Raw genomic sequence first — 18954 nt, 5'->3', positions numbered from 1 at the left:
GCGGGGCGCGTGCCGTCTCAGGAGGCCGGCACCAAACCTCACGAGGCCGGCACCGAACTTCAGGACGCCGGCACCAGCGCGGGCAACCTCGGCAGGAGCAGCAGGGCGAGCGCGGCGGTGGCGACGGTGACGATGCTGGCGAGGACGGCCGGCGTGGTGAGGCCGGCGGCCTGGGCGAGCGCCGGGCCGGCGACCGCGCCGACCAGCGTGGCGAGGGCCTCGCCGCTGAGGAAGACGGCGCTCACCCGGCCGAGGACGGCGTTGGGGAGGGTGCGCTGCACCGTGGTCTGCGGCACAGCCCACGTCATCGAGCCGGAGACGCCGATGCCGACGGCGGCGGGCAGCGCGACGGGCAGGCCGTCGGCGGTGAACAGCGCCAGGAAGCCGGCGGCGGTGCAGAGCAGGCTCAGCGCGTACAGGTGCCGCGGCTGGACCCGGTCGACCAGCAGCCTGATGAGCGGGGCGCCGAGCAGGAACCCCGCCCCGAGCGCCGAGACGACCAGGCCGGCCTGGCGGGGGCCGCCGAGCTCGGTGACGCCGAGCGGGACGAGCAGGGCGCTGAGGGAGCCGTTGGCGAGGGTGAAGAGCGTGCTGATGACCAGCAGCCACCGGGTCATCCGGTCGCCGCGGATGGTGCGCAGGCCGTGCCGCAGCTCCTCGCGGATCGCCGCGACCGTCGTCCGGGACGCCCGCGCGCCGGGGCGGCGGGTGGTGAGGAAGATGGCCACGGCCGAGCACAGGTAGGTGGCGACGTCGGCCCAGATGAGCACGGGGAAGCCGTAGGCCAGGAGCAGGACGGCGCCGAGCGGGGCGCCGACGAGCCGGACGACGCCGTCGGTGCCGGCGGTGAGCGCGTTGGCGCTGCTGAGGCGGGTGCCGGTGCCGACGACGGCGGGCGTGAAGGCCTGTGCGGCCGGGCGGAACAGGACCGAGCCGGTGCTCTCGGCGGCGAGGGCGGCGTAGACGATCCACACGGTGCCGGGGGAGTCGGCGAGGAGCATCGTGGCGACCGCCGCGGCGCGGACCACGTCGGTGGTGAGCATGACCCGGCGGCGGTCCCAGCGGTCGCTGAGCACCCCGGCGAGCGGCCCGAGCAGCAGCACCGGCAGGTACTCCGCGGCGAGGGTGAGACCGGTGGCCATGAGCGAGCCGGTGATCTGCAGGACGTGCGCGGGGACGGCGACGGTCAGCAGCCAGCTGCCGAGCAGGCTGACGAACCGGCCCGTCCACAGCAGCCTGAAGTCCCGCACCCGCAGCGCCTCGGGCATCCCGGGCAGCTTCGGCATCCGTCGATCCTTGCACGGGCCCGGTGTTTCGGCGGACCCGTGCCGGGCATGGGACCCGCATGCGTGTGCTGGCCAGGCTGGAGAACGCCCGTTGGCTCGACCGGATCGGCGACGCCGTCCGGCGGGTCGTGCTCGCCACCGTGGGCAAGGGGCAGGTCGGCGAGGCACTGCACGGGCGGCAGCTGGGGCATCCGGCGCACCCGGCGATGGTGCAGCTCCCGGTCGGCGCGTGGATGAGCGCGGCCGTGCTCGACCTGCTGCCCGGCACCGAGCCCGCCGCGACCGCGCTGCTCGTCGCCGGCACCGCCGGGACGCTGCCGTCGGTCGCGACCGGCGCCGCCGACTTCGGCACCCTGTCGCGGGAGCAGCGCCGGGTCGCGCTGGTGCACGCTGCCGCGAACACCGTCGCGGTCGGCCTGTTCACCGCGTCGATCGTGGCGCGACTGCGCGGCGACCACCGGCGCGGGCGGGCGCTGTCGTTCGCGGGGCTGGGCGTCGCCGGGACGAGCGCGTATCTCGGCGGGCACCTGGCGTTCGCCCAGGCGGCCGGGGTCAACCATGCGGCTGCGGCGTTGCCTCGTGTACCGCGGGAGTGGCAAACCGTCGACTCCGTCGACAGCTTCGCGGACCGGAAGGTCGGCACGAGGGCGTTCGGCGACACGACCGTGCTCGTGTACCGGGAGAGCGACCGCTTCAGCGTGATGGTGGGCGAGTGCGCGCACCGGGGCGGCCCGCTGACCGACGGTCGCACCGTCGACGTCGACGGGCAGGTGTGCGTCCAGTGCCCGTGGCACGGCAGCGTGTTCGCGCTCGCCGACGGGCACGCCGTGCACGGGCCGGCGGGCTCCGACCAGGTCCTGCTGCGCACCCGGGTCCGCGGCGGCCTGCTGGAGGCGACCCGGCCGTAAACGGAGGCGGCACTTCGACAGGGGGAGCACGGCATGCGCATCGTCATCGTCGGCGCCACCGGCAACGCCGGGACCGCGCTGCTGCGCCGCCTGCACCAGGACGGCACGCACGACCTCGCCGGCGTGGCCCGCCGGCTGCCGGGGCCGGCTGCGGGCGCACCGTACACCGGCGTCGACTGGTACCAGTGCGACGTCGGCGCGAAGGGTGCCACCCACCGGCTCGAGCCGATGTTCGCCAACGCCGACGCGGTCGTGCACCTCGCCTGGCAGATCCAGCCGAGCCACGACCGCCAGGTGCTGCGCCGCACCAACGTCGACGGCAGCCGGGCCGTCATCGGCGCCGCCGTCCGGGCGGGCGTGCCGGCGCTCGTCGTCGCCTCGTCCGTCGGCGTCTACGCGCCCGGGCCGAAGGACCGGCTCGTCGGCGAGGACTGGCCGAAGACCGGGGTGGCGGCATCGTCGTACAGCCGGGACAAGGTCGTCGTCGAAGGCATGCTCGACACCGTCGAGCGCACCGACCCGTGGCTGCGGATCGTGCGGGTGCGGCCCGGCCTGATCTTCCAGCGGGACGCCGGCACCGAGATCGCCCGGTACTTCCTCGGCCCGCTCGCACCGACCCGCCTGCTGCGCTTCGGCCGGCTGCCGATCGTGCCGGACAACCCGCGGCTGCGGCTGCAGGCGGTCCACGCCGACGACGTCGCCGACGCGTACGCGCGGGCGCTCACCTCGGACGTGCGCGGCGCGTTCAACCTCGCGACGGACCCGGTCCTGACCCCGCGGGTCGCCGCCGAGCACTTCCACGGCAGGACGGTGCCGGTGCCGGGCGTGCTGCTGCGGGGCGGGGCCGCGCTCTCCTGGTGGCTGCGCCTGCAACCCGTCGACGCGGGCTGGGTGCAGCTGGCCCTGAGCGCGCCGCTGATGTCGAGCGAGCGGGCCACCACCGAGCTCGGCTGGCACCCGTCGGTCGACGCGGTCGCGGCGCTGCGCGAGCTCGTCGACGGCATGGCGGCCAGGGCGCACACGAAGAGCCCGCCGATGTCCGCCGGCCGCCTTCTTCCGGGCCGCACCGGCGGCCTGCTCCGGGGCCGGCTGCCGGGGACCGGCAACCCGTACTGAACCGGCGGGAACCACCACCGCCGACGAGCCGTCAGAACGGCATGAGGAGCAGCAGGCAGGTCATGGGGGCGATGCTCGGACTTCTGTTGGTGGCGGCGGGCTGCGCCCGGCAGGTGCCGCCTGACCTCGTGGCGGGACCGCCGGCCACGACACAGGCAGGGACACCGGCGGGGACACCGGCCGGCGACATCGCGGTGCAGGTGCTGCGGCGGTATCTCGGCACGCCGTCGGAGAACTCGTTCCCCGAGCGGGCGTTCCCGACGGTGTACGTCATGGACCACACGTTCGGCGACGCCGCCGACCCGAGCGGGAAGCAGGCCGGCGGCGTGCCGATCCCGGCCGGGACCCAGCAGCGGATCGCCGACGCGCTGGCGCCGGCGACGAAGGTCGTGTTCGTCGCCGACCGCGAGACCGTGCTCGAGCACAAGGAGAGCTGCGCGCGGGTCAAGGACGACGCGATCCTGATCACGCTGGGCCCGCCGGTCGGGGACGCGCGACGGGTGACGGTCGGCGTCAACGGGTTCGTCGCCTGCCTCGGCGCGACCTGGCTGACCTACGTCGTGCAGTACCAGAGCGGCGACGGCTGGCAGGTCACCGGGACGACCGGGTCGATGTCCATCGCCTGAGGCGCGAGCCGTCAGACGCGGAACTGGCCGGCCAGCGACTGCAGCTCGGAGGCGAGCCGGGCCAGGTCGTGGGTGGCGGTGCGGACCTCCGTCACGCCGCGGCTGGTCTCGTTGGCGGCGACGGCGATGCTGCTGATGTTGCTCGCGATGACGCTGGCGCCCTCGGCCGCCTCGGTGATGTTGCGCCCGATCTCGGCGGTGGTGCTGGTCTGCTGCTCGACGGCGGTGGCGATCGTCTGCTGGTAGCTGTTGACCTGGTCGATCACCTCGGCGATCGCGGCGATCGCCGAGGTGGCGTCGGTGACGCCGCCCTGGATGGCCTGGATGCGGCCGGCGATGTCACCGGTCGCCCGCGCCGTCTCCTCCGCGAGGTCCTTGACCTCGGCGGCGACCACGGCGAAGCCCTTGCCCGCCGCGCCCGCGCGGGCCGCCTCGATCGTGGCGTTCAGGGCGAGGAGGTTGGTCTGCGCGGCGATCGCGGTGATGACCTTCAGCACGGCGTTGATCTCGTTGGAGGCGGCGCCGAGCGCGTTGACGGTGCCGGTGGCGGCGCGGGCGGAGTCGACGGCGGTGCTGGAGACGCTCGCGGCCTGGCCGGCGTTGCTGGCGATCTCGCGGACCGACATGTTCATCTGCTCCGCGCCGGCCGCGACGGTCTGCACGTTGTGCGACACCTCCTCCGCGGACCCGGCGACGAGGTCGGACTGGGTGCCCGCCTCCACGGCCGCGGCCGCGATCTGCTGGGTCGTCGCGGACAGCTCCTCGGCGCTGGCGGCCACCGCGCGGGAGTGCTCGGAGATCGCGGTGACCACGCCGCGGGTGCGCTCGTTGGCGCGGTTGAGCCCGGCGGCCATCTCGCCGAACTCGTCGCGGCCGCGCACGACGGCCGTGCGGGTGAGGTCGCCGTCGGCCACCGCGGCGAGGACCGACGCGACGGCCCGCAGCGGCGGCAGGATCGACGAGCGCAGCAGCCACAGGCTGGCGGCGGTCAGCGCCAGGGCGAGGGCGCTGATGGTGAGGATCCACCGGCGGGCTGTCGCTCCGGCGTCGTCGAGCCGCTCGTTGCTGCGCCGCGCCTGCGCCCGTGCCTCCGCGACCGCGTCGTCGCCGGCCTTGGCGATCCGGGTGAAGAGGTCGATCTCGGCCCCGAGGATGAGCTTGTCCGCCGCGGCGCGGTCCTGCGCGGTGCCCGACCGGTAGAGCGCGACGATCTGCTGGTCGACCTTCATGAAGTCGGCGAACGTCTGACGCATCAGGGTGATCTGTTCGTTGATGATGGCGTCGGTACGCCACGCGTCGAGCGAACCGAGCTCCCGCTCGAACGCGGCCGCCGAGTCCAGGAACGCCTTGCGGCTGCCGGACGAGTCGGTGGCGGCGGCGGGGCCCTCGCGGGCGACGTCGAACGCGTAGGCCGTCTGCCAGCCGTTGAGGTCCGCGCTGCGGAACTTGACCTGCAGCGCCGCGCCGACCGCCCGTTGGGCGTCGGCGGCCGCGGCGGCCTTGTCCCGCTGGCTCAGTGTGACGACGTAGCCGAGCGTGGCGACGCCGAGCACCAGCACCATCGTGACCACGCCGCTGGCGAGGAGCCGCGTTCCCACCCGGATGTCCCGGAACCCACTCACATCACGGCGGATCGGCACCGAACTCCGACACTTCAGACATACCCGTCGGTAACTTCCGGTTCGGACTAGGCTGGCCCGGTCACCGACTCGAAGGGATCACCGCGATGGCGAAGGTCATCTCCACGTTGTTCATCTCGGCCGACGGCGTGGCTGAGATCGACCCCGACTGGCACTTCCCGTACTTCGACGACAACATGGGCCGCTGCGTCGGCGAGGACTACGACACCTCCGACGTGCTGCTGATCGGCCGCGAGACCTACGACAGCTTCGCCGGGGCGTGGCCCGAGCGGGAGGCCGCGGGCGGCGAGGACGCCGGGTTCGCCAAGCAGCTCGGCGACGTGCGCAAGGTGGTCGTGTCGCGGCAGCCGCTGGAGCTCACGTGGCGCAACTCCGAGCTGATCGTCGGCGACCTCGTCGAGGCCGTCACGGCGCTCAAGGCCGACCCCGGCGTCAAGGGCATCCTCATTCCAGGCTCGATCTCGGTGGTGCAGCAGCTGCTCGCCGCCGGTCTGGTCGACGAGGTGCGCCTGCTGGTGCACCCGGTGGCGGCGCGCAAGGGCCGCCGGCTGTTCGACGAGGGTGACGCCCCGTACCACCTGAAGGTGACGGCGACGGAGGTCTTCCCGACGGGCGTGATCCGGGTGATCTACGCGCCCGGCGAGCCGCCGGCGAAGGCCGGCTACGACGACGTCAAGAACCAGGTGCCCGCCGGCGAGTAGCCCCCCGAGCAGCCCCGGGGGCGCCGGTGCCCGTCGCGGCGCCGGCGCCCTCGGGTCCGCGGCGAGCGTTCGGTGCAAGCCGGGCCGCCGCCGGGTCGCGCAGACTGCCCGGCATGAGCGATGACTTCACCCCCGCGCTCGGCCGCCTGGCGCCGACGAGGTTCTACGATCCGGTGGTCGCACTGACCCGCGAGCGGCGCTGGCGGTCGTCCGTCGTCATGTACTCGTCGCCCCGGCCCGGCGAGACCGTCATCGACGTCGGCTGCGGGACCGGCTCGCTCGCGCTGCTCCTGGCCCGCGCCGAGCCCCGCGCCACGATCGTCGGCGTCGACCCTGACCCGTCCGTCCTGGCCGCCGCCGAACGCAAAGCCGCCACCGAACGCAAAGCCGCCGCCGAACGCAAAGCCGCCACCGGCCGGCCGGGTGCGACGGTGCGGTGGGAGCGAGGGATGGGTGACGCGCTGGTGTCGTTGCTGGGCACCGGATCCGTCGACACGGCCGTGTCCAGTCTCGTGCTCCACCAGTGCCCGGTCCCGGTCAAGCGGGCGCTCCTCGCGTCCATGCACGCGGTGCTGCGCCCCGGCGGCCGGCTGGTCGTCGCCGACTACGGGTGGCAGCGCACGAGGCTGATGCGTCTGGCGTTCCGGACCGTACAGCTCGCCGACGGCAGGGCCGACACCCAGCCCAACGCCGACGGCGTCCTGCCCGAGTTGATCGCCGGTGCCGGGTTCGGCGACGTCCGCGAGGCGGAGGTCGTGCCCACGGTCACCGGGTCGATCTCGCTCTACGTCGCGCGCCGCCCCTGACGGGGCACCGGACCGGCGAGGGCCGCGACGGCGACGGCGGGGGTCAGGCCGATCATCTCGCGCATCCGGCGGGTCAGGTGGGCCTGGTCGGTGAAGCCCGCCTCGGCTGCCGCGTCGGCCGGTGACCGGCCCCGCTGCAGCGCCTCCGCCGCCCGGCGCAGCCGCGCCCACCCGCGCCAGCGGGCCAGCGGCATGCCCAGCTGCGCCTGGGCGAGGGCGCGCAGCCGCTGCGGGGACAGGCCCACCGCGGCGGCCAGGTCGGCCATCGGCGGCGCGTCGCCGCGCAGCGTCTCCATGACCCGCAGCAGCCGCGGGTCGATCCCGCCGGCCGGGCACACGCTCGCCGGGCCGAGGTCGCCCTCGCTCATGGCGTGCAGCTCGGTCGCGTGCGCGATGCCTCCACCGTACCGCCGCCGCAACCGACCGGCGAAGACGCACTGCGGCTCGACGAAGAACGTGACGAGGCGCGCCGTCGCGAGCATCCTGTGCCGCACCATCGGCGCCACCACCAGCACCGCACCCCGGTGCTCGGTGCCGTCGGCGTCCACCATCCGCACCTCGCCCCGCGCGGCGATCGCCACCTGAAACGCGGCGTGGCGGTGCGGGGCGCTGTCCGCCGCGGGTCCGCGGTACACCGCGTACCCGTCGCCGACGCTGAACCGTGCGCTGGTGTCCATGCGCCGATCCTGCACTGCCGTGCGATGGGACGCGGGGCCGCCAGTGGGTATGCGGGAGGTATGAGCGACGAGAAGACGGACGAGAACGCCACGATGGGCACCACCGGCACGCCCGGCACCGCGGGCGCCGAGGCGATCGACGACCCGGACCGCCCGAACGCGTCGGCCGTGGGAGCGCGCACGACGCTCGGCCCGGGCGGGCAGGCGGACGCGCCGGGGCTGCCGTTCGACCGCAAGCCCGACTCCGGCGACCCGGTCCACTCCGCGCAGACCGCGACCGAACGCGGCGAGGGCGGCAGCTGAGCCGGCGCCGCCTAGAGCCTGACGACGGCCATGTCCCACTGGAAGCCGGCCTCGTCGGACCACGACGCGACGACGGTGCCGCGGGGGACCTTGAACGGGCCGGTGCCGTTGAAGACCATGCCGGCGGTGCCGTCGGCGCAGCACCAGCGCAGGTGGGCGAGCAGCTCGTCGTCGACGCCGGCCTCGGCCAGGGCGGCCTCCCACTCCTCGTCGGCGTCGAACTCGAACTCGAACAGGTCCTCGGGTCCGTCGCCGACCTGGGTGGCGACGCGCATCGCGTCGAAGAGCGTGCCGTCGGAGGCGAGCCGCACGTACGCGACGCGCCAGTCCTCCGCAGGGGGCAGCTGGAGGTCCTTGAGGTCACTGCCCTCCAGCAATCCATCCGCCGATGGAATGTCGAACAGTGAACCGGCCGCGTCGACCCGTAGCGGCCCTTCGTCGTTCATCGCCAGGTGCTGGTGCACCAGGACGGTGTCGCCGCGCAGGGCCGCGGGGTCGAGCCACGCCGGCAGCCGGTCGAGGCCGGTCTCACCGAGGAAGTTGCCCCACGCGAAGGTGGCGTAGGTCGCGTCCTGCGGGTGGTCGGACAGCGGGGCGCCGAGCAGCGCCTCGAACGCGGGGGTGAGCCTGGCACGCCATTCGTCGGACATGCCGGTTGATCTTAGTGAGTGGTCTTCGCCCAGACATCGACGGGCGGCGTCGCGGTCACCGGCTCGGCCGGCATGATGATCCACAGGATCGGGTAGATCAGGATCTGGCTGCCCGGGATCAGCAGCAGGATCAGGATGAACAGCAGCCGCGCCGGCCAGGGGTCGATGCCGAAGCGCCGTCCGAGCCCGGCGCACACGCCGCCGAGCACGCGGCCCTGCGCCGGCCGGACCAGGCCCTGTTGTCGCATCGACTGGTGCACGCTTTCCATCGTCTCGCTCCTTCGTCGCGTGTTCGCGTTGTTCCTCAAGCGTGCGCCGCCGGGACCCTGGACGGCATCAGGGATCGGCCCCGGTCGCCCCCTGAGACCCGGCCGTGGGACCGACAGGGGAAGCGGGCGGTGGCAGACTGCCGTCATGGCGGAGATCGTGGAGCTGCTGTCGTCGCCGTCGCACCGGTACGTGGGGCGCCCCGCCGACGGTCCGCTGCCGGCATCCGCCGGTGAGCTGGTCGGCGAGATCCGGATCCGGGCCGGGCTGGGGGTCGTCGGCGACCGGTACTTCGGCAGGCCGGCGCACCGGGAGGCGAGCGTCACCGTCATCGCGCGGGAGTCGCTGCCCGTCGGGGCGGGGCTGACGCAGGTGCGGCGCAACATCATGGTCGCCGGGATCGCCGTCGACGAGCTCGTCGGCGCGGAGCTGACCCTCGACAGCGGCGACGGGCCGGTCCGGCTGCGGGTGCGGCGGGCCGCGCACCCGTGCGCCTGGATGGACGCGACCATCGGGCCGGGCGCGTGGAAGGCGTTGCGGGGCAAGGGCGGCGTGCGCTGCGAGCCGCTCGACGACGGGGTCCTGCGGGTCGGCCCGGTGGCCTTCACCGTGTCGCGCTGAGCTCCCGCCGGATCGCGTCGAACAGCGGCGACTCCCGCAGCTGCCGCCAGGGCAGGAAGAGCGGCTCGGGGAGGTCGTCGAGGTCGTGCCAGGCGAGGCTCACGCACTTGTCGGGCTCGAGGATCGCCGGCTCGCCCGCGAGATGGTCGGCGAGCATCCAGACGGTGACGTAGTGCCGGTCCTCGTCGGCGAAGACGTCGTTGGTGACGGCGCCGAACCGGACGTTGGTGATCTGGACGCCGGTCTCCTCGAGGACCTCGCGGACCGCGGTGTCCTCGAACGACTCGCCGAACTCAAGGTGCCCGCCCGGCACCGACCACGTGCCGGCGCCGTGCGCGCCGCGGCGGCGCCCCATGAGGAACCTGCCGCCGCGGCACACGAAGACCGCGATCCCCACCCTGACCACGGCAGGGAGCCTACTCGAGCTCGTCCAGGTCGGCGGGCCCGAGCGTGATGCCGGCGGCGGCGACGTTCTCCTCGAGGTGCGCGAGCCGGGACGTGCCGGGGATCGGCAGCACGACGGGGGAGCGGTGCAGCAGCCAGGCCAGGGCGACCTGCGTCCGGGTCGCGCCGAGCCGCGCGGCGACCCGGCTGACGGCGTCCCCGCTGATGTCGGAGCCCCTGCTCAGGGGCGCCACCGGCAGCCACGGCAGGAACGCGATGCCGTGCCGCTCGCAGTGCTCCAGCACCGGCTCGGAGGCGCGGTCGGTGAGGTTGTAGCGGTTCTGCACGCTGGCGATCGGCATGATCCGCGATGCCTCGACGAGCTGCTCGACGGTCACCTCCGACAGCCCGACGTGCCGGACCTTCCCCTCGTCGCGCAGCCGCCGCAGCGCTGCACGTGACCACGTCGGCCGTGTCGCAGCAGATGGCCCGCCTGGAGCGGGAGGTCGGCCAGCGCCTCGTCGAGCGGCAGGGCCGCGGCATCCGGGTCACCGAGGCCGGCGCCGTCCTCGCCCGCAGCGCCGCCGACGTGCTCAACCTGGTCGAGCGGGTCGAGGCGGGCCTCGCCGAGCACCGCGGCGTCGTCGCCGGGCCGCTCGCCGTCGCCGCGTTCGCGACCGCGGCCCGGGGGCTGCTGCCGGGCGTCCTGGCCGAGCTGACCGGCCGTTTCCCCGACCTGGACGTGTCGCTGTCGGAGCGGGAGCCCGACGCGGCGGTCGCCGCGCTGCGCCGCGGCCACCTGGACGTCGCCGTCGTGCAGGACTGGTCCGACGACGTCCTCGGCGTCCCGGACGGCGTGTCCCGCCGGCATCTGCTGGACGACCCGTTCGACGTGGCGCTGCCCGCCGGGCACCCCCTCGCGGGGCGGTCGGCGGTCGCCGTCACCGACCTGGCCGGCGACGACTGGATCGGCTGGAGCACGGGCCAGATCTGCCATGACTGGCTCGCCGCCACCCTGCGCCGGCACGGCGCCCAGGCCCGGATCCGGCACACCGCGTCGGAGCACTCGACGCAGCTGGCGCTCGTCGCCGCCGGTCTCGGCGCGGCCGTGATCCCGCGGCTCGGCCGCGACCCCGTGCCGGCGGGGGTCCGGCTGGTGCCGATCGACCCCCAGCCGGCCAGGCGGGTGTTCGCCCTGTGGCGGGACAGCGCCGCCGCCCGCCCGGCCGTCGCCGCCGCCGTCGACGCCCTTGCCGCCCACGCCGCGGCCATGGACACGGATCGCTCATGGGTGGCAGGCCATGGGGGCTCCACCTGATCGTCGCCTGGTTCACCCTGGCGCCGCGCCGGACCGGCCAGGCCGTCGGCCTGCTGGTGTCCGGGGTGGTGTCGATCGTGGTTGGCGGTGGTGCGGGGGCGTACCTCGCCGCGGAGCGTTAGTCTGCCCGCCATGAGAGCGACGGGTCTGGTGGCGGCCGTGGTGAGCGCGGGGTTGTTGGCGTGGCCCGCGCCGGTGCTCGGTGCGGCGCCTCCCGCGGTGGTGCCCTGCCCGTACGCCTCGATCCCCACCATCCCGCCGACGCCGCCGTCGCCCGTGCTGGACCCCGCGGCCCAGGCCGTCGGCGGGGACCAGCTCGGCACGACCGGGCTGGCCGTGGCGGCCGGGACGGCGGCGCCGCCGACGCTGTCGGCCATGTCGTGGATCGTCGCCGACCTCGACACCGGCGAGGTCCTCGGCGCGTGCGCGCCGCACCTGCGCCGCCGGCCGGCGAGCGTGCAGAAGCTGCTGCTCGCCGCGACCGCCCTGCCGAAGCTGGACCCCGCGCAGGTCGTCGAGGCGACCGCCGAGGACCTCGACCTGCCCAAGGACAGCTCCGCCGTCGGCATGATCGTCGGCGGGAAGTACCCGGTGTCGACGCTGTGGCTCGGGCTGCTGCTGCAGTCCGGCAACGACACCGCCAACGCCCTCGCCCGCGTCGCCGGCGGGGAGGGCGGGGTGGCCGCCACGATCGACGCGATGAACGCCGAGGCGCGTCGGCTCGGCGCCGACGACACCCACGCCGTCACCCCGTCCGGGCTCGACGCCCCCGACCAGCTCACCAGCGCCTACGACCTGGCCCTCATCGCCCGCGCCGACTTCGCCCGGCCGGACTTCATCACGTACGACACCACCCTCGCCTACCAGTGGCCCGCGCAGCCACCGAAGGACCCGAAGGGCTTCCAGATCCAGAACGAGAACAAGCTCCTCACCAGCTACCAGGGCGCGATCGGCGGCAAGACCGGCTTCACCGACGAGGCCCGGCACACGTACGTCGGCGCCGCCCAGCGCAACGGCCGGCGGCTCGTCGTCACCGTCATGGGCGCCGAGATCGTGCCCGCCCGTGCATGGAAGCAGGGCACGATGCTGCTCGACTGGGGGTTCGCCCTGCCGACCGGGACGTCCGTCGGGCACCTCGTCACCCCGGAGGAGGCGGCCAAGCTGCACGCCGCCCCGCCGTCCGCCGCGCCCGCGACGGCGGTCGCCCAGCCCGCGACCGGAAAGACCGGAGGCTACTCGATCTGGCCCACGATCCTCGCCGTCGGCGCGGTGGCGCTGACCGCCGGCGTGGTGGGCGTCGTCATGCTCATCCGGCGCCGCCGCCTGGAGTAGGACTGGCATAGGATCGGTCATGCCGTTCGAACCGCCCGCGATGCGCATCGGCCTCGGGCTCGCCGCCGTGGGGCGGCCCGGGTACATCAACCTCGGCCGGGAGCGGGATCTGCCCGCGGACCGGTCGGTCGAGGCGCTGCGGGCCCGCAGCCACGAGCTGCTCGACGCCGCGTACGCCGCCGGGGTCCGGTTTTTCGACGTGGCCCGCTCCTACGGGCTGGCGGAGGAGTTCCTCGCCGGCTGGCTGCCCGGGAAGGCGGGCGCCGTCGCCGGGTCGAAGTGGGGCTACACGTACACGGCCGGATGGCGGGTCGACGCGCCCGTGCACGAGGCGAAGGACCACTCCGTCGCCACGTTCGACCGGCAGGTCGCCGAGACCCTGGAGCTGTTCGGGGACCGGCTCGACCTGTACCAGATCCACTCCGTGACACCGGAGAGCACCGCGCTCACCGACGCCACCCTGCACCGGCGGCTCGCGGACCTCGCCGCCACCGGCGTCACCGTCGGGCTGTCCACCAGCGGGCCGCGCCAGGCCGACGCGATCCGGGCCGCGCTGCGCGTCGAGGTGGGCGGCGAGCCGCTGTTCCGCACCGTGCAGGCGACGTGGAACCCGCTGGAGCCGTCCGCCGGGCCGGCCCTCGCCGAGGCGCACGCGGACGGCCGCACCGTCATCGTCAAGGAGTCCCTGGCGAACGGGCGGCTCGCCGGCTGCGACGCGGCCGCCATCGCCGCGGCGCTGCGCCAGCCGTGGGCGGGCGTGGTGCTGTCCGGCGCGGCCACGACCGCGCAGCTGGCCGCCAACCTGCGCGCCCTGGACGTCGACGACCCCGGCCCGCTCCCGCCCGCCGAGACCCCCGCGGACTACTGGGCCCACCGGGCATCCCTGACATGGTCATAAGGGCGCCCGGGCGGGCGTGACCGGCGCTACCGTGTCGCGATCCAGACGGAGTGCGGCGGCGGGAGTGCATGACGCTCGATGCTGTTGCGCGTGCCGACCATCCGCCTCGCCCGCGCCGCGGGCACTCTGCTGATCATCGCCGTGCTCGTCGGTGCCGCCCCCGCCGCCGCGGAGCCGACCCCCGGGCCCGACTGCCCCGAGACCCGGGCGCAGCTCGCCGGGCAGCACATCACCACCACCGAGGGCCTGCCCGACCTCACCTGCGCCGACCTGCACGGCGCCGTCCTCGACGGCCTCGACCTGGGCCAGGAGGACCTGTCCGGCATCGACGCCCACGGCGCCTCGTTCCGCGGCACGGACCTGGTGCAGGCCACGCTGACCGGCGCCGACCTGCGCGGCGCCCGGTTCGACGACGCCGACCTCACCCAGGCGCACCTGGATCTCGCCGACGCCCGCGACGCGTCGTTCGCCGGCGCCGACCTCAGCCAGGCCGACCTGCCGAAGGCGGACCTGCGCGGCGCCGACTTCACCGGCACGTCACTCACCCAGGCCGACCTCGGCGGCGCCGACCTGCGCGGCGCCCGCACGCTCTTCGCCGAGGCGATCCAGGCCGACACGTCCGGCGCGAAGGTGGACATCCTCGACCCGCGCACCTTCCAGGCCGCCCTGCTGGCGATCCTGCTCGGCCTGGTGCTGCTGGTGAAGTCGCTGATCAACATGCTCAGGGGGCTCACGCCGGGCGGCAAGCCGCTCAAGCGGGGCCTGACCCGCCTGGCCATCTATGCGGTGGCCAGCCTGATGGTCTGGATCTTCGCCGGGATGCTGCTGCCGTTGATGTTCGTCTCCGTCCTGTACCCGTGGCTGGTCGGCGCCCTTCTCGTCTACCTCTCGGGTGCCGTGCGCGGCCACCGGCCCGCCCGGTTCGACGCTGACCCGAACCCGGCGAACCTCAGCATCAACTTCGGGACGGCCCGCTGACGTCGCCCTCCTCGAAGTGGCGGATCAGGTCGCCGACGCTGCGCAGCCAGCCGCGGACGCGCCCGCTCCAGTCCTCGCTGCCGAGCAGGACGACGGCCTCACCGCCGAGGAACGACAGGCCGATGAGCCCGGCGACGTCGCCCGGGCGCATCGGCCCGAGCGACCCGAACCGCTGCTCGGCCTCCGTCGACACCTGCACCAGCACGGCGAACCACGCCTCCAGCATCGCGGTCACCCGCGCCGCCACCTGCGGGTCGGACCAGCCGGCCGCGATCATCTCCTGCAGCACCCGCACGTAACCGGAGGCGAGGTCGTCGTCGAGGAAGTCGCACGCCTGCTCGTAGCGTTTCCAGAGGGGGGTCTCGGCGCCGTACATGCGGACCTGGCGTGCCACGAGCTGCTGATTCTCATGGTCGAGCAGGGCGAGGATGACGCCCTGCTTCCCGCCGAAGTGGTAGTGGATCTGGCTGAGCGGCACACCCGCCCGCTCGGCGACCCGGCGGGTGGACAGCGCGGCGTATCCGTCCGCGAGCAGGCACGTCCTCGCCGCCTCGATGATGCGGCCCTGCGTGTTCAAACCGTCCCCAATCGATGCGTGCTTGTTCGGTCGGTCGACCGAATGCTACCTTGCTGAATGTCGGTCGGTCGACCGAACAAGGGAGGTGGCACCATGATTCGCAAGATCTCGGTCGTCGGCTACGGCGCGGCGGCCTACCTGGTCTTCGTCGCCGCGCTGCTCTACGCGATCGGGTTCCTGGCCGGCGTCGCCGTGCCCAAGGGCATCGACGACGGCACCGCCGGTCCGGCCTGGCGGGCGCTGCTCGTCGACTCGGCGCTGCTGACGCTCTTCGCCGTCCAGCACAGCGTGATGGCCCGCCCGTGGTTCAAGCGCTGGTGGACCCGCTTCGTCCCGGCCGCGATCGAGCGCAGCACCTTCGTCCTCGCCTCGACCGCGGTGCTGGTCCTGCTGTTCTGGCAGTGGCAGCCGCTGCCCGCCACCGTCTGGTCCGTCGGCCCGGCCTGGGCCCGCGGCATCCTCTGGGCGGTCTACGCGCTCGGCTGGGCGATCCTGGTGTTCAGCACGTTCGCCGTCGGCCACTTCGACCTCTTCGGCCTGCGCCAGGTGCTGGCCCGCGCCCGTGACCGGCACTACGCCGAGCCGGGCCTCCGCGAGCCGCTCGTCTACCGGCTCGTCCGGCACCCGCTCATGGTCGGCTTCCTGATCGCGTTCTGGGCGGCGCCGGACCTGAGCGTCGGGCGCCTGGTCTTCGCCCTGGCGTCGACCGGCTACATCATGGTGGGTGTCCGCCTGGAGGAGCGCGACCTGCGCGTCCAGCTCGGCGAACCCTACGAGGACTACCTGCGCCGGGTGCCGCGCTTCGTGCCCCGTCCGGTGCGCTGAGGGAAGGGTACGGGCGATGCGGGCGCGACAGGCCGACGTCGAGGGGTTCGTCGAGCACGACGGCGTCAAGATTCACTACGAGGTGCACGGTGCCGGCGGCCCGACGATCCTGCTGCTGCCGACGTGGACGCTGGTGCACAAGCGGGTCTGGAAGCTGCAGGTGCCGTATCTGGCCCGGCACTTCCGCGTCGTCACGTACGACGGGCCCGGCAACGGGCGGTCCGACCGGCCGCCGACCCCGCGGGCGTACGGGCAGGCGGCGCAGGTCGCCTACGCGCTCGCCGTGCTCGACGCGACCGGCACGGACCAGGCCGTCGTCGTCGGGCTGTCCCGCGCGGTCAACTGGGCGCTGGAGCTCGCCGCCGAGCATCCCGGGCGGGTGCACGGCACGGTCGCGATCGGCGCCTCGATCGCGCTCACGCCGCTCTCGCAGGCGCGCGCGGCCTCCGGCGGGCTGGACGACCGGACCGCGCCCGACCTGCCACCGTCGGCGGTGCCCCGGCTCGGCGCCGACCCGGCGAACCACTGGCGCAAGTACAACCGGCGGTACTGGCGGTCGCGGTACGAGGACTTCGCCTGGTTCTTCATGGGGCAGTGCTTCAGCGAGCCGCACTCCACGAAGCAGGTCGAGGACGGCGTCGCCTGGGCCCTCGAAACCACCGGGGCCGTGCTCGACGTCGAGAGCCAGGCCGACCGGCCCGGGCGCGAGGAGATCGAGGACTGGTGCGGCCGGCTGCGCGGCCCGGTGCTGGTGCTGCACGGCAGCGACGACCGCGTCGCCCCGCCGGCCCGCGGCGAGGCGCTCGCCGAGCTCACCGGCGGCGACCTGGTGGTCATCGACGGCGGCGGCCACATCCCGCTCGCCCGCGACCCCGTCCAGGTCAACCTGCTGGTGCGCGGGTTCGCCGAGCGGTTCCGCCCGGCGGCGCCGGTCCGCCGCGCCTGGGGCCGCTGGCAGTCCCGGCCCCGGCGGGTGCTCTACCTGTCCTCGCCGATCGGTCTCGGTCACGCCCGGCGCGACCTCGCCATCGCCGCGAAGCTGCGCGAGCTGCGACCCGGCATCGAGATCGACTGGCTCACCCAGGACCCCGTGACCCGGATGCTCGCCGACGCGGGCGAGCACGTCCACCCCGCGAGCCGCTTCCTGGTCAACGAGTCCGCGCACGTGGAGAGCGAGTCCGGCGAGCACGACCTGCACTGTTTCGAGGCGCTGCGCAGGATGGACGAGATCCTCGTCGCCAACTTCATGGTGTTCCACGACCTGCTGGAGTCGGAGCGCTACGACCTCGTCGTCGGCGACGAGGCGTGGGACGTCGACCACTTCCTGCACGAGAACCCCGAGCTGAAGCGTTCGGCGTACGCGTGGCTCACCGACTTCGTCGGCTTCCTGCCGATGCCGTCCGGCGGCGAGCGCGAGGCCCTCGTCGCCGCCGACTACAACGCCGAGATGATCGGCCACATCGACCGGTACCCGCGCCTGCGCGACCGGTCCATCTTCGTCGGCGACCCCGGCGACGTCATCGACGAGCCGTTCGGGCCCGGACTGCCCCGCATCAAGGACTGGACCACGGAGCACTACGACTTCGCCGGCTATGTGACCGGCACGGTGGCCGGTGAGGCGCGGAGCGCGGTGCGGGCGTCGCTCGGGTACCGGCCCGGCGAGCGGGTCTGCGTGGTCACCGTCGGCGGGTCCGGGGTCGGCGGGCACCTGCTCCGGCTCGTCGCCGCGGCGTTCCCGGAGGCGGCCAGGCGGGTGCCGGGCCTGCGGATGATCCTGGTGGCCGGCCCCCGCATCGACCCGGCCACGGTGGCGGCCCCGCCGGGGCTGGACGTCCTGCCGTACGTGCCGGGGCTGGACCGGCACCTCGCCGCGTGCGACCTGGCGGTGGTGCAGGGCGGGCTCACGACGTGCATGGAGCTGACGGCGGCGGGGCGGCCGTTCATCTACGTGCCGCTGCGCAACCACTTCGAGCAGCAGTTCCACGTCACGCACCGGCTCCGCCGGCACGGCGCCGGGCGGCGGATGGACTACGACACCCTCACCCCCGACTCGCTCGCGGCGGCGATCGCGGAGGAGATCGACCGCCCGGTCGCCTACCGCGCCGTTCCGGCCGACGGCGCCGCTCGCGCCGCCGCCCTGCTCGCCGAGCTTTTCTGACCCGGTGTGCGGCGCCTGTCAGGATGTGCGGATGAATCCTCTGCGCTTGATCGAGACGTCGCCGGGCAAGTACTCGCTGCTGTTGAACGCCGGGAGCACCCAGGTCGACACCGCCATCGAGTCCCTGGGGCACGAACCGCACGGCTACTTCTGGGAGGCGATCGCGCGGCTGCTGGTGAGCGTCGAGGCGCCGGACCTGGGCGGCCGGTTCTCCTACGACCCGGAGGCCGGCATGTTCTGCGCATACGGGACCGACCGGGGCGCGCTCGAGGCCCTGTCGAAGCTGCTGACCCCCGTCGTCACGGACGTCGAGCAGGCCAGGAAGGCGGTCGCCCTGGCCGTGGCGAAGGGGGTCGACCTCGACGACTGAGGCCGGTCGAAAAAGTTCCGGGGCGGATGTCGAAAGCGCGGCGAGCCGTTCGACGCGTCTGTAGCGGCACGGTGAGCGTGCCGGTGCCAGAGGAGACCGACATGTCGTTCCAGGCGTACCTCGACAACATCGAGACCAAGACCGGCAAGACCCCGCGGGAGCTGCTCGGGCTTGCGGCGGCGCGGGGGCTGGACGCGCCCGGGGTCAAGGCCGGCGCGATCGTCGACTGGCTGAAGGCGGACTTCGATCTCGGGCGCGGCCACGCGATGGCGCTCGTCCACGTGATCAAGAACGGCCCGAAGATCCCCGGCAAGCACGTGGGCGCGACCGGCACCCACCGCGACGGCAGCGACACCCTGTGGCTGGACGGCAAGGCCACCCGCCCAGCATGAACCGGCGGACCGGCGAATTCGATCAATCTCTGAGTTGATCAGCGAATCTCGATAGATCCGGCATTGACGGTAGTACAAAGGTCACTGATTGCAATATGGTGGCCTGACGTGTCGCGCACCC

24 protein-coding genes are annotated in these 18954 nt (G+C 74.0%); 16 read left to right on the top strand and 8 right to left on the bottom strand.

The features are described 5' to 3' along the window. Positions 1-59: 59 nt before the first annotated feature. Complete coding sequence (locus tag ACQEVZ_RS09610) at positions 60-1286, bottom strand: MFS transporter (RefSeq protein ID WP_433364187.1); 1227 nt, start codon at positions 1284-1286, stop codon at positions 60-62. A gap of 59 nt (positions 1287-1345) precedes the next feature. On the opposite strand from ACQEVZ_RS09610, the gene ACQEVZ_RS09605 reads away from it, so the two are divergent. The 3 genes from ACQEVZ_RS09605 to ACQEVZ_RS09595 all read left to right on the top strand — a co-directional run bounded on the left by ACQEVZ_RS09605 (position 1346) and on the right by ACQEVZ_RS09595 (position 3936). Next, entirely contained in the window at positions 1346-2194 is an 849-nt protein-coding gene (locus ACQEVZ_RS09605) for a Rieske 2Fe-2S domain-containing protein (protein WP_433364184.1), read from the top strand. A gap of 33 nt (positions 2195-2227) precedes the next feature. Continuing rightward, positions 2228-3310, top strand: coding sequence for an NAD-dependent epimerase/dehydratase family protein (locus tag ACQEVZ_RS09600; protein WP_433364181.1), 1083 nt, complete (start codon positions 2228-2230; stop codon positions 3308-3310). 71 nt (positions 3311-3381) lie between these two features. Next, a complete protein-coding gene (locus ACQEVZ_RS09595; protein ID WP_433364178.1) occupies positions 3382-3936 on the top strand; it encodes a hypothetical protein in 555 nt (184 codons plus the stop codon). An 11-nt stretch (positions 3937-3947) separates the two neighbouring features. Here the strand turns inward: ACQEVZ_RS09595 and ACQEVZ_RS09590 are convergent, their stop codons facing one another. Then, positions 3948-5534 (bottom strand): methyl-accepting chemotaxis protein, encoded by a 1587-nt coding sequence (locus ACQEVZ_RS09590; RefSeq protein WP_433364175.1) that lies wholly within the window; start codon positions 5532-5534, stop codon positions 3948-3950. A gap of 128 nt (positions 5535-5662) precedes the next feature. On the opposite strand from ACQEVZ_RS09590, the gene ACQEVZ_RS09585 reads away from it, so the two are divergent. Beyond that, positions 5663-6277, top strand: coding sequence for a dihydrofolate reductase family protein (locus ACQEVZ_RS09585; protein ID WP_433364172.1), 615 nt, complete (start codon positions 5663-5665; stop codon positions 6275-6277). Between the two features lie 113 nt (positions 6278-6390). Beyond that, positions 6391-7083: a class I SAM-dependent methyltransferase gene (locus ACQEVZ_RS09580; protein ID WP_433364169.1), complete on the top strand. Its 693-nt coding sequence runs from the start codon at positions 6391-6393 to the stop codon at positions 7081-7083. Here ACQEVZ_RS09580 and ACQEVZ_RS09575 read toward each other — a convergent pair. Then, complete coding sequence (locus tag ACQEVZ_RS09575; RefSeq protein WP_433364166.1) at positions 7062-7760, bottom strand: helix-turn-helix domain-containing protein; 699 nt, start codon at positions 7758-7760, stop codon at positions 7062-7064. The two genes, ACQEVZ_RS09580 and ACQEVZ_RS09575, sit on opposite strands and share 22 nt — an antisense overlap. Before the next feature lie 60 nt (positions 7761-7820). On the opposite strand from ACQEVZ_RS09575, the gene ACQEVZ_RS09570 reads away from it, so the two are divergent. Further along, entirely contained in the window at positions 7821-8063 is a 243-nt protein-coding gene (locus ACQEVZ_RS09570; protein ID WP_433364163.1) for a hypothetical protein, read from the top strand. 11 nt (positions 8064-8074) lie between these two features. Here the strand turns inward: ACQEVZ_RS09570 and ACQEVZ_RS09565 are convergent, their stop codons facing one another. Both ACQEVZ_RS09565 and ACQEVZ_RS09560 read right to left on the bottom strand, forming a co-directional pair. Further along, positions 8075-8713, bottom strand: a complete 639-nt coding sequence (locus ACQEVZ_RS09565) for a hypothetical protein (protein ID WP_344510621.1) — start codon at positions 8711-8713, stop codon at positions 8075-8077. A gap of 11 nt (positions 8714-8724) precedes the next feature. Continuing rightward, a complete protein-coding gene (locus ACQEVZ_RS09560) occupies positions 8725-8982 on the bottom strand; it encodes a PspC domain-containing protein (RefSeq protein ID WP_344510619.1) in 258 nt (85 codons plus the stop codon). Between the two features lie 145 nt (positions 8983-9127). Here ACQEVZ_RS09560 and ACQEVZ_RS09555 point away from each other — a divergent pair, with 145 nt between their 5' ends. Then, on the top strand, positions 9128-9601 hold the full coding sequence (locus ACQEVZ_RS09555) for a molybdenum cofactor biosysynthesis protein (protein WP_433364158.1): 474 nt from the start codon (positions 9128-9130) through the stop codon (positions 9599-9601). Here ACQEVZ_RS09555 and ACQEVZ_RS09550 read toward each other — a convergent pair. Then, a complete protein-coding gene (locus tag ACQEVZ_RS09550; RefSeq protein WP_344510615.1) occupies positions 9585-10007 on the bottom strand; it encodes a nucleotide triphosphate diphosphatase NUDT15 in 423 nt (140 codons plus the stop codon). The two genes, ACQEVZ_RS09555 and ACQEVZ_RS09550, sit on opposite strands and share 17 nt — an antisense overlap. Positions 10008-10017: 10 nt before the next feature. Then, positions 10018-10383, bottom strand: a complete 366-nt coding sequence (locus ACQEVZ_RS09545) for an aldo/keto reductase (RefSeq protein ID WP_433364155.1) — start codon at positions 10381-10383, stop codon at positions 10018-10020. Positions 10384-10442: 59 nt separating this feature from the next. Here ACQEVZ_RS09545 and ACQEVZ_RS09540 point away from each other — a divergent pair, with 59 nt between their 5' ends. From ACQEVZ_RS09540 to ACQEVZ_RS09520, 5 genes are all read left to right on the top strand, one after another. Next, positions 10443-11303, top strand: coding sequence for a LysR family transcriptional regulator (locus ACQEVZ_RS09540; protein ID WP_433364151.1), 861 nt, complete (start codon positions 10443-10445; stop codon positions 11301-11303). Continuing rightward, on the top strand, positions 11273-11425 hold the full coding sequence (locus ACQEVZ_RS09535) for a hypothetical protein (protein WP_433364148.1): 153 nt from the start codon (positions 11273-11275) through the stop codon (positions 11423-11425). The genes ACQEVZ_RS09540 and ACQEVZ_RS09535 overlap by 31 nt, the downstream gene beginning before the upstream one ends. 10 nt (positions 11426-11435) lie before the next feature. Beyond that, complete coding sequence (locus ACQEVZ_RS09530) at positions 11436-12635, top strand: D-alanyl-D-alanine carboxypeptidase family protein (RefSeq protein WP_433364145.1); 1200 nt, start codon at positions 11436-11438, stop codon at positions 12633-12635. 19 nt (positions 12636-12654) lie between these two features. After that, complete coding sequence (locus tag ACQEVZ_RS09525) at positions 12655-13533, top strand: aldo/keto reductase (protein ID WP_433364142.1); 879 nt, start codon at positions 12655-12657, stop codon at positions 13531-13533. Positions 13534-13623: 90 nt separating this feature from the next. Continuing rightward, positions 13624-14511 (top strand): pentapeptide repeat-containing protein, encoded by an 888-nt coding sequence (locus ACQEVZ_RS09520; protein ID WP_433364139.1) that lies wholly within the window; start codon positions 13624-13626, stop codon positions 14509-14511. Here the strand turns inward: ACQEVZ_RS09520 and ACQEVZ_RS09515 are convergent. Then, the gene (locus ACQEVZ_RS09515) at positions 14489-15088 is read right to left on the bottom strand and encodes a TetR/AcrR family transcriptional regulator (protein WP_354892031.1); all 600 of its coding nucleotides are present in this window, start codon (positions 15086-15088) and stop codon (positions 14489-14491) included. The two genes, ACQEVZ_RS09520 and ACQEVZ_RS09515, sit on opposite strands and share 23 nt — an antisense overlap. Before the next feature lie 93 nt (positions 15089-15181). Between ACQEVZ_RS09515 and mddA the strand changes: the two genes are divergently transcribed. The 4 genes from mddA to ACQEVZ_RS09495 all read left to right on the top strand — a co-directional run bounded on the left by mddA (position 15182) and on the right by ACQEVZ_RS09495 (position 18833). After that, on the top strand, positions 15182-15913 hold the full coding sequence (gene mddA / locus ACQEVZ_RS09510) for a methanethiol S-methyltransferase (protein WP_433364135.1): 732 nt from the start codon (positions 15182-15184) through the stop codon (positions 15911-15913). A 16-nt stretch (positions 15914-15929) separates the two neighbouring features. After that, positions 15930-18071, top strand: coding sequence for an alpha/beta fold hydrolase (locus ACQEVZ_RS09505; RefSeq protein ID WP_433364132.1), 2142 nt, complete (start codon positions 15930-15932; stop codon positions 18069-18071). A 31-nt stretch (positions 18072-18102) separates the two neighbouring features. Continuing rightward, positions 18103-18441 (top strand): Imm51 family immunity protein, encoded by a 339-nt coding sequence (locus ACQEVZ_RS09500; protein WP_433364129.1) that lies wholly within the window; start codon positions 18103-18105, stop codon positions 18439-18441. Positions 18442-18542: 101 nt separating this feature from the next. Then, positions 18543-18833 (top strand): DUF4287 domain-containing protein, encoded by a 291-nt coding sequence (locus ACQEVZ_RS09495; protein WP_433364126.1) that lies wholly within the window; start codon positions 18543-18545, stop codon positions 18831-18833. Positions 18834-18954 lie beyond the last annotated feature (121 nt).

Origin of the sequence: Dactylosporangium sp. CA-152071, assembly GCF_050936335.1 — a bacterium.
GTDB classification, from domain to species: Bacteria; Actinomycetota; Actinomycetes; order Mycobacteriales; family Micromonosporaceae; genus Dactylosporangium; species Dactylosporangium maewongense.
The sequence above is the reverse complement of the archived record's forward strand: the minus strand, read 5'-3'. Positions and strand labels throughout refer to the sequence as shown.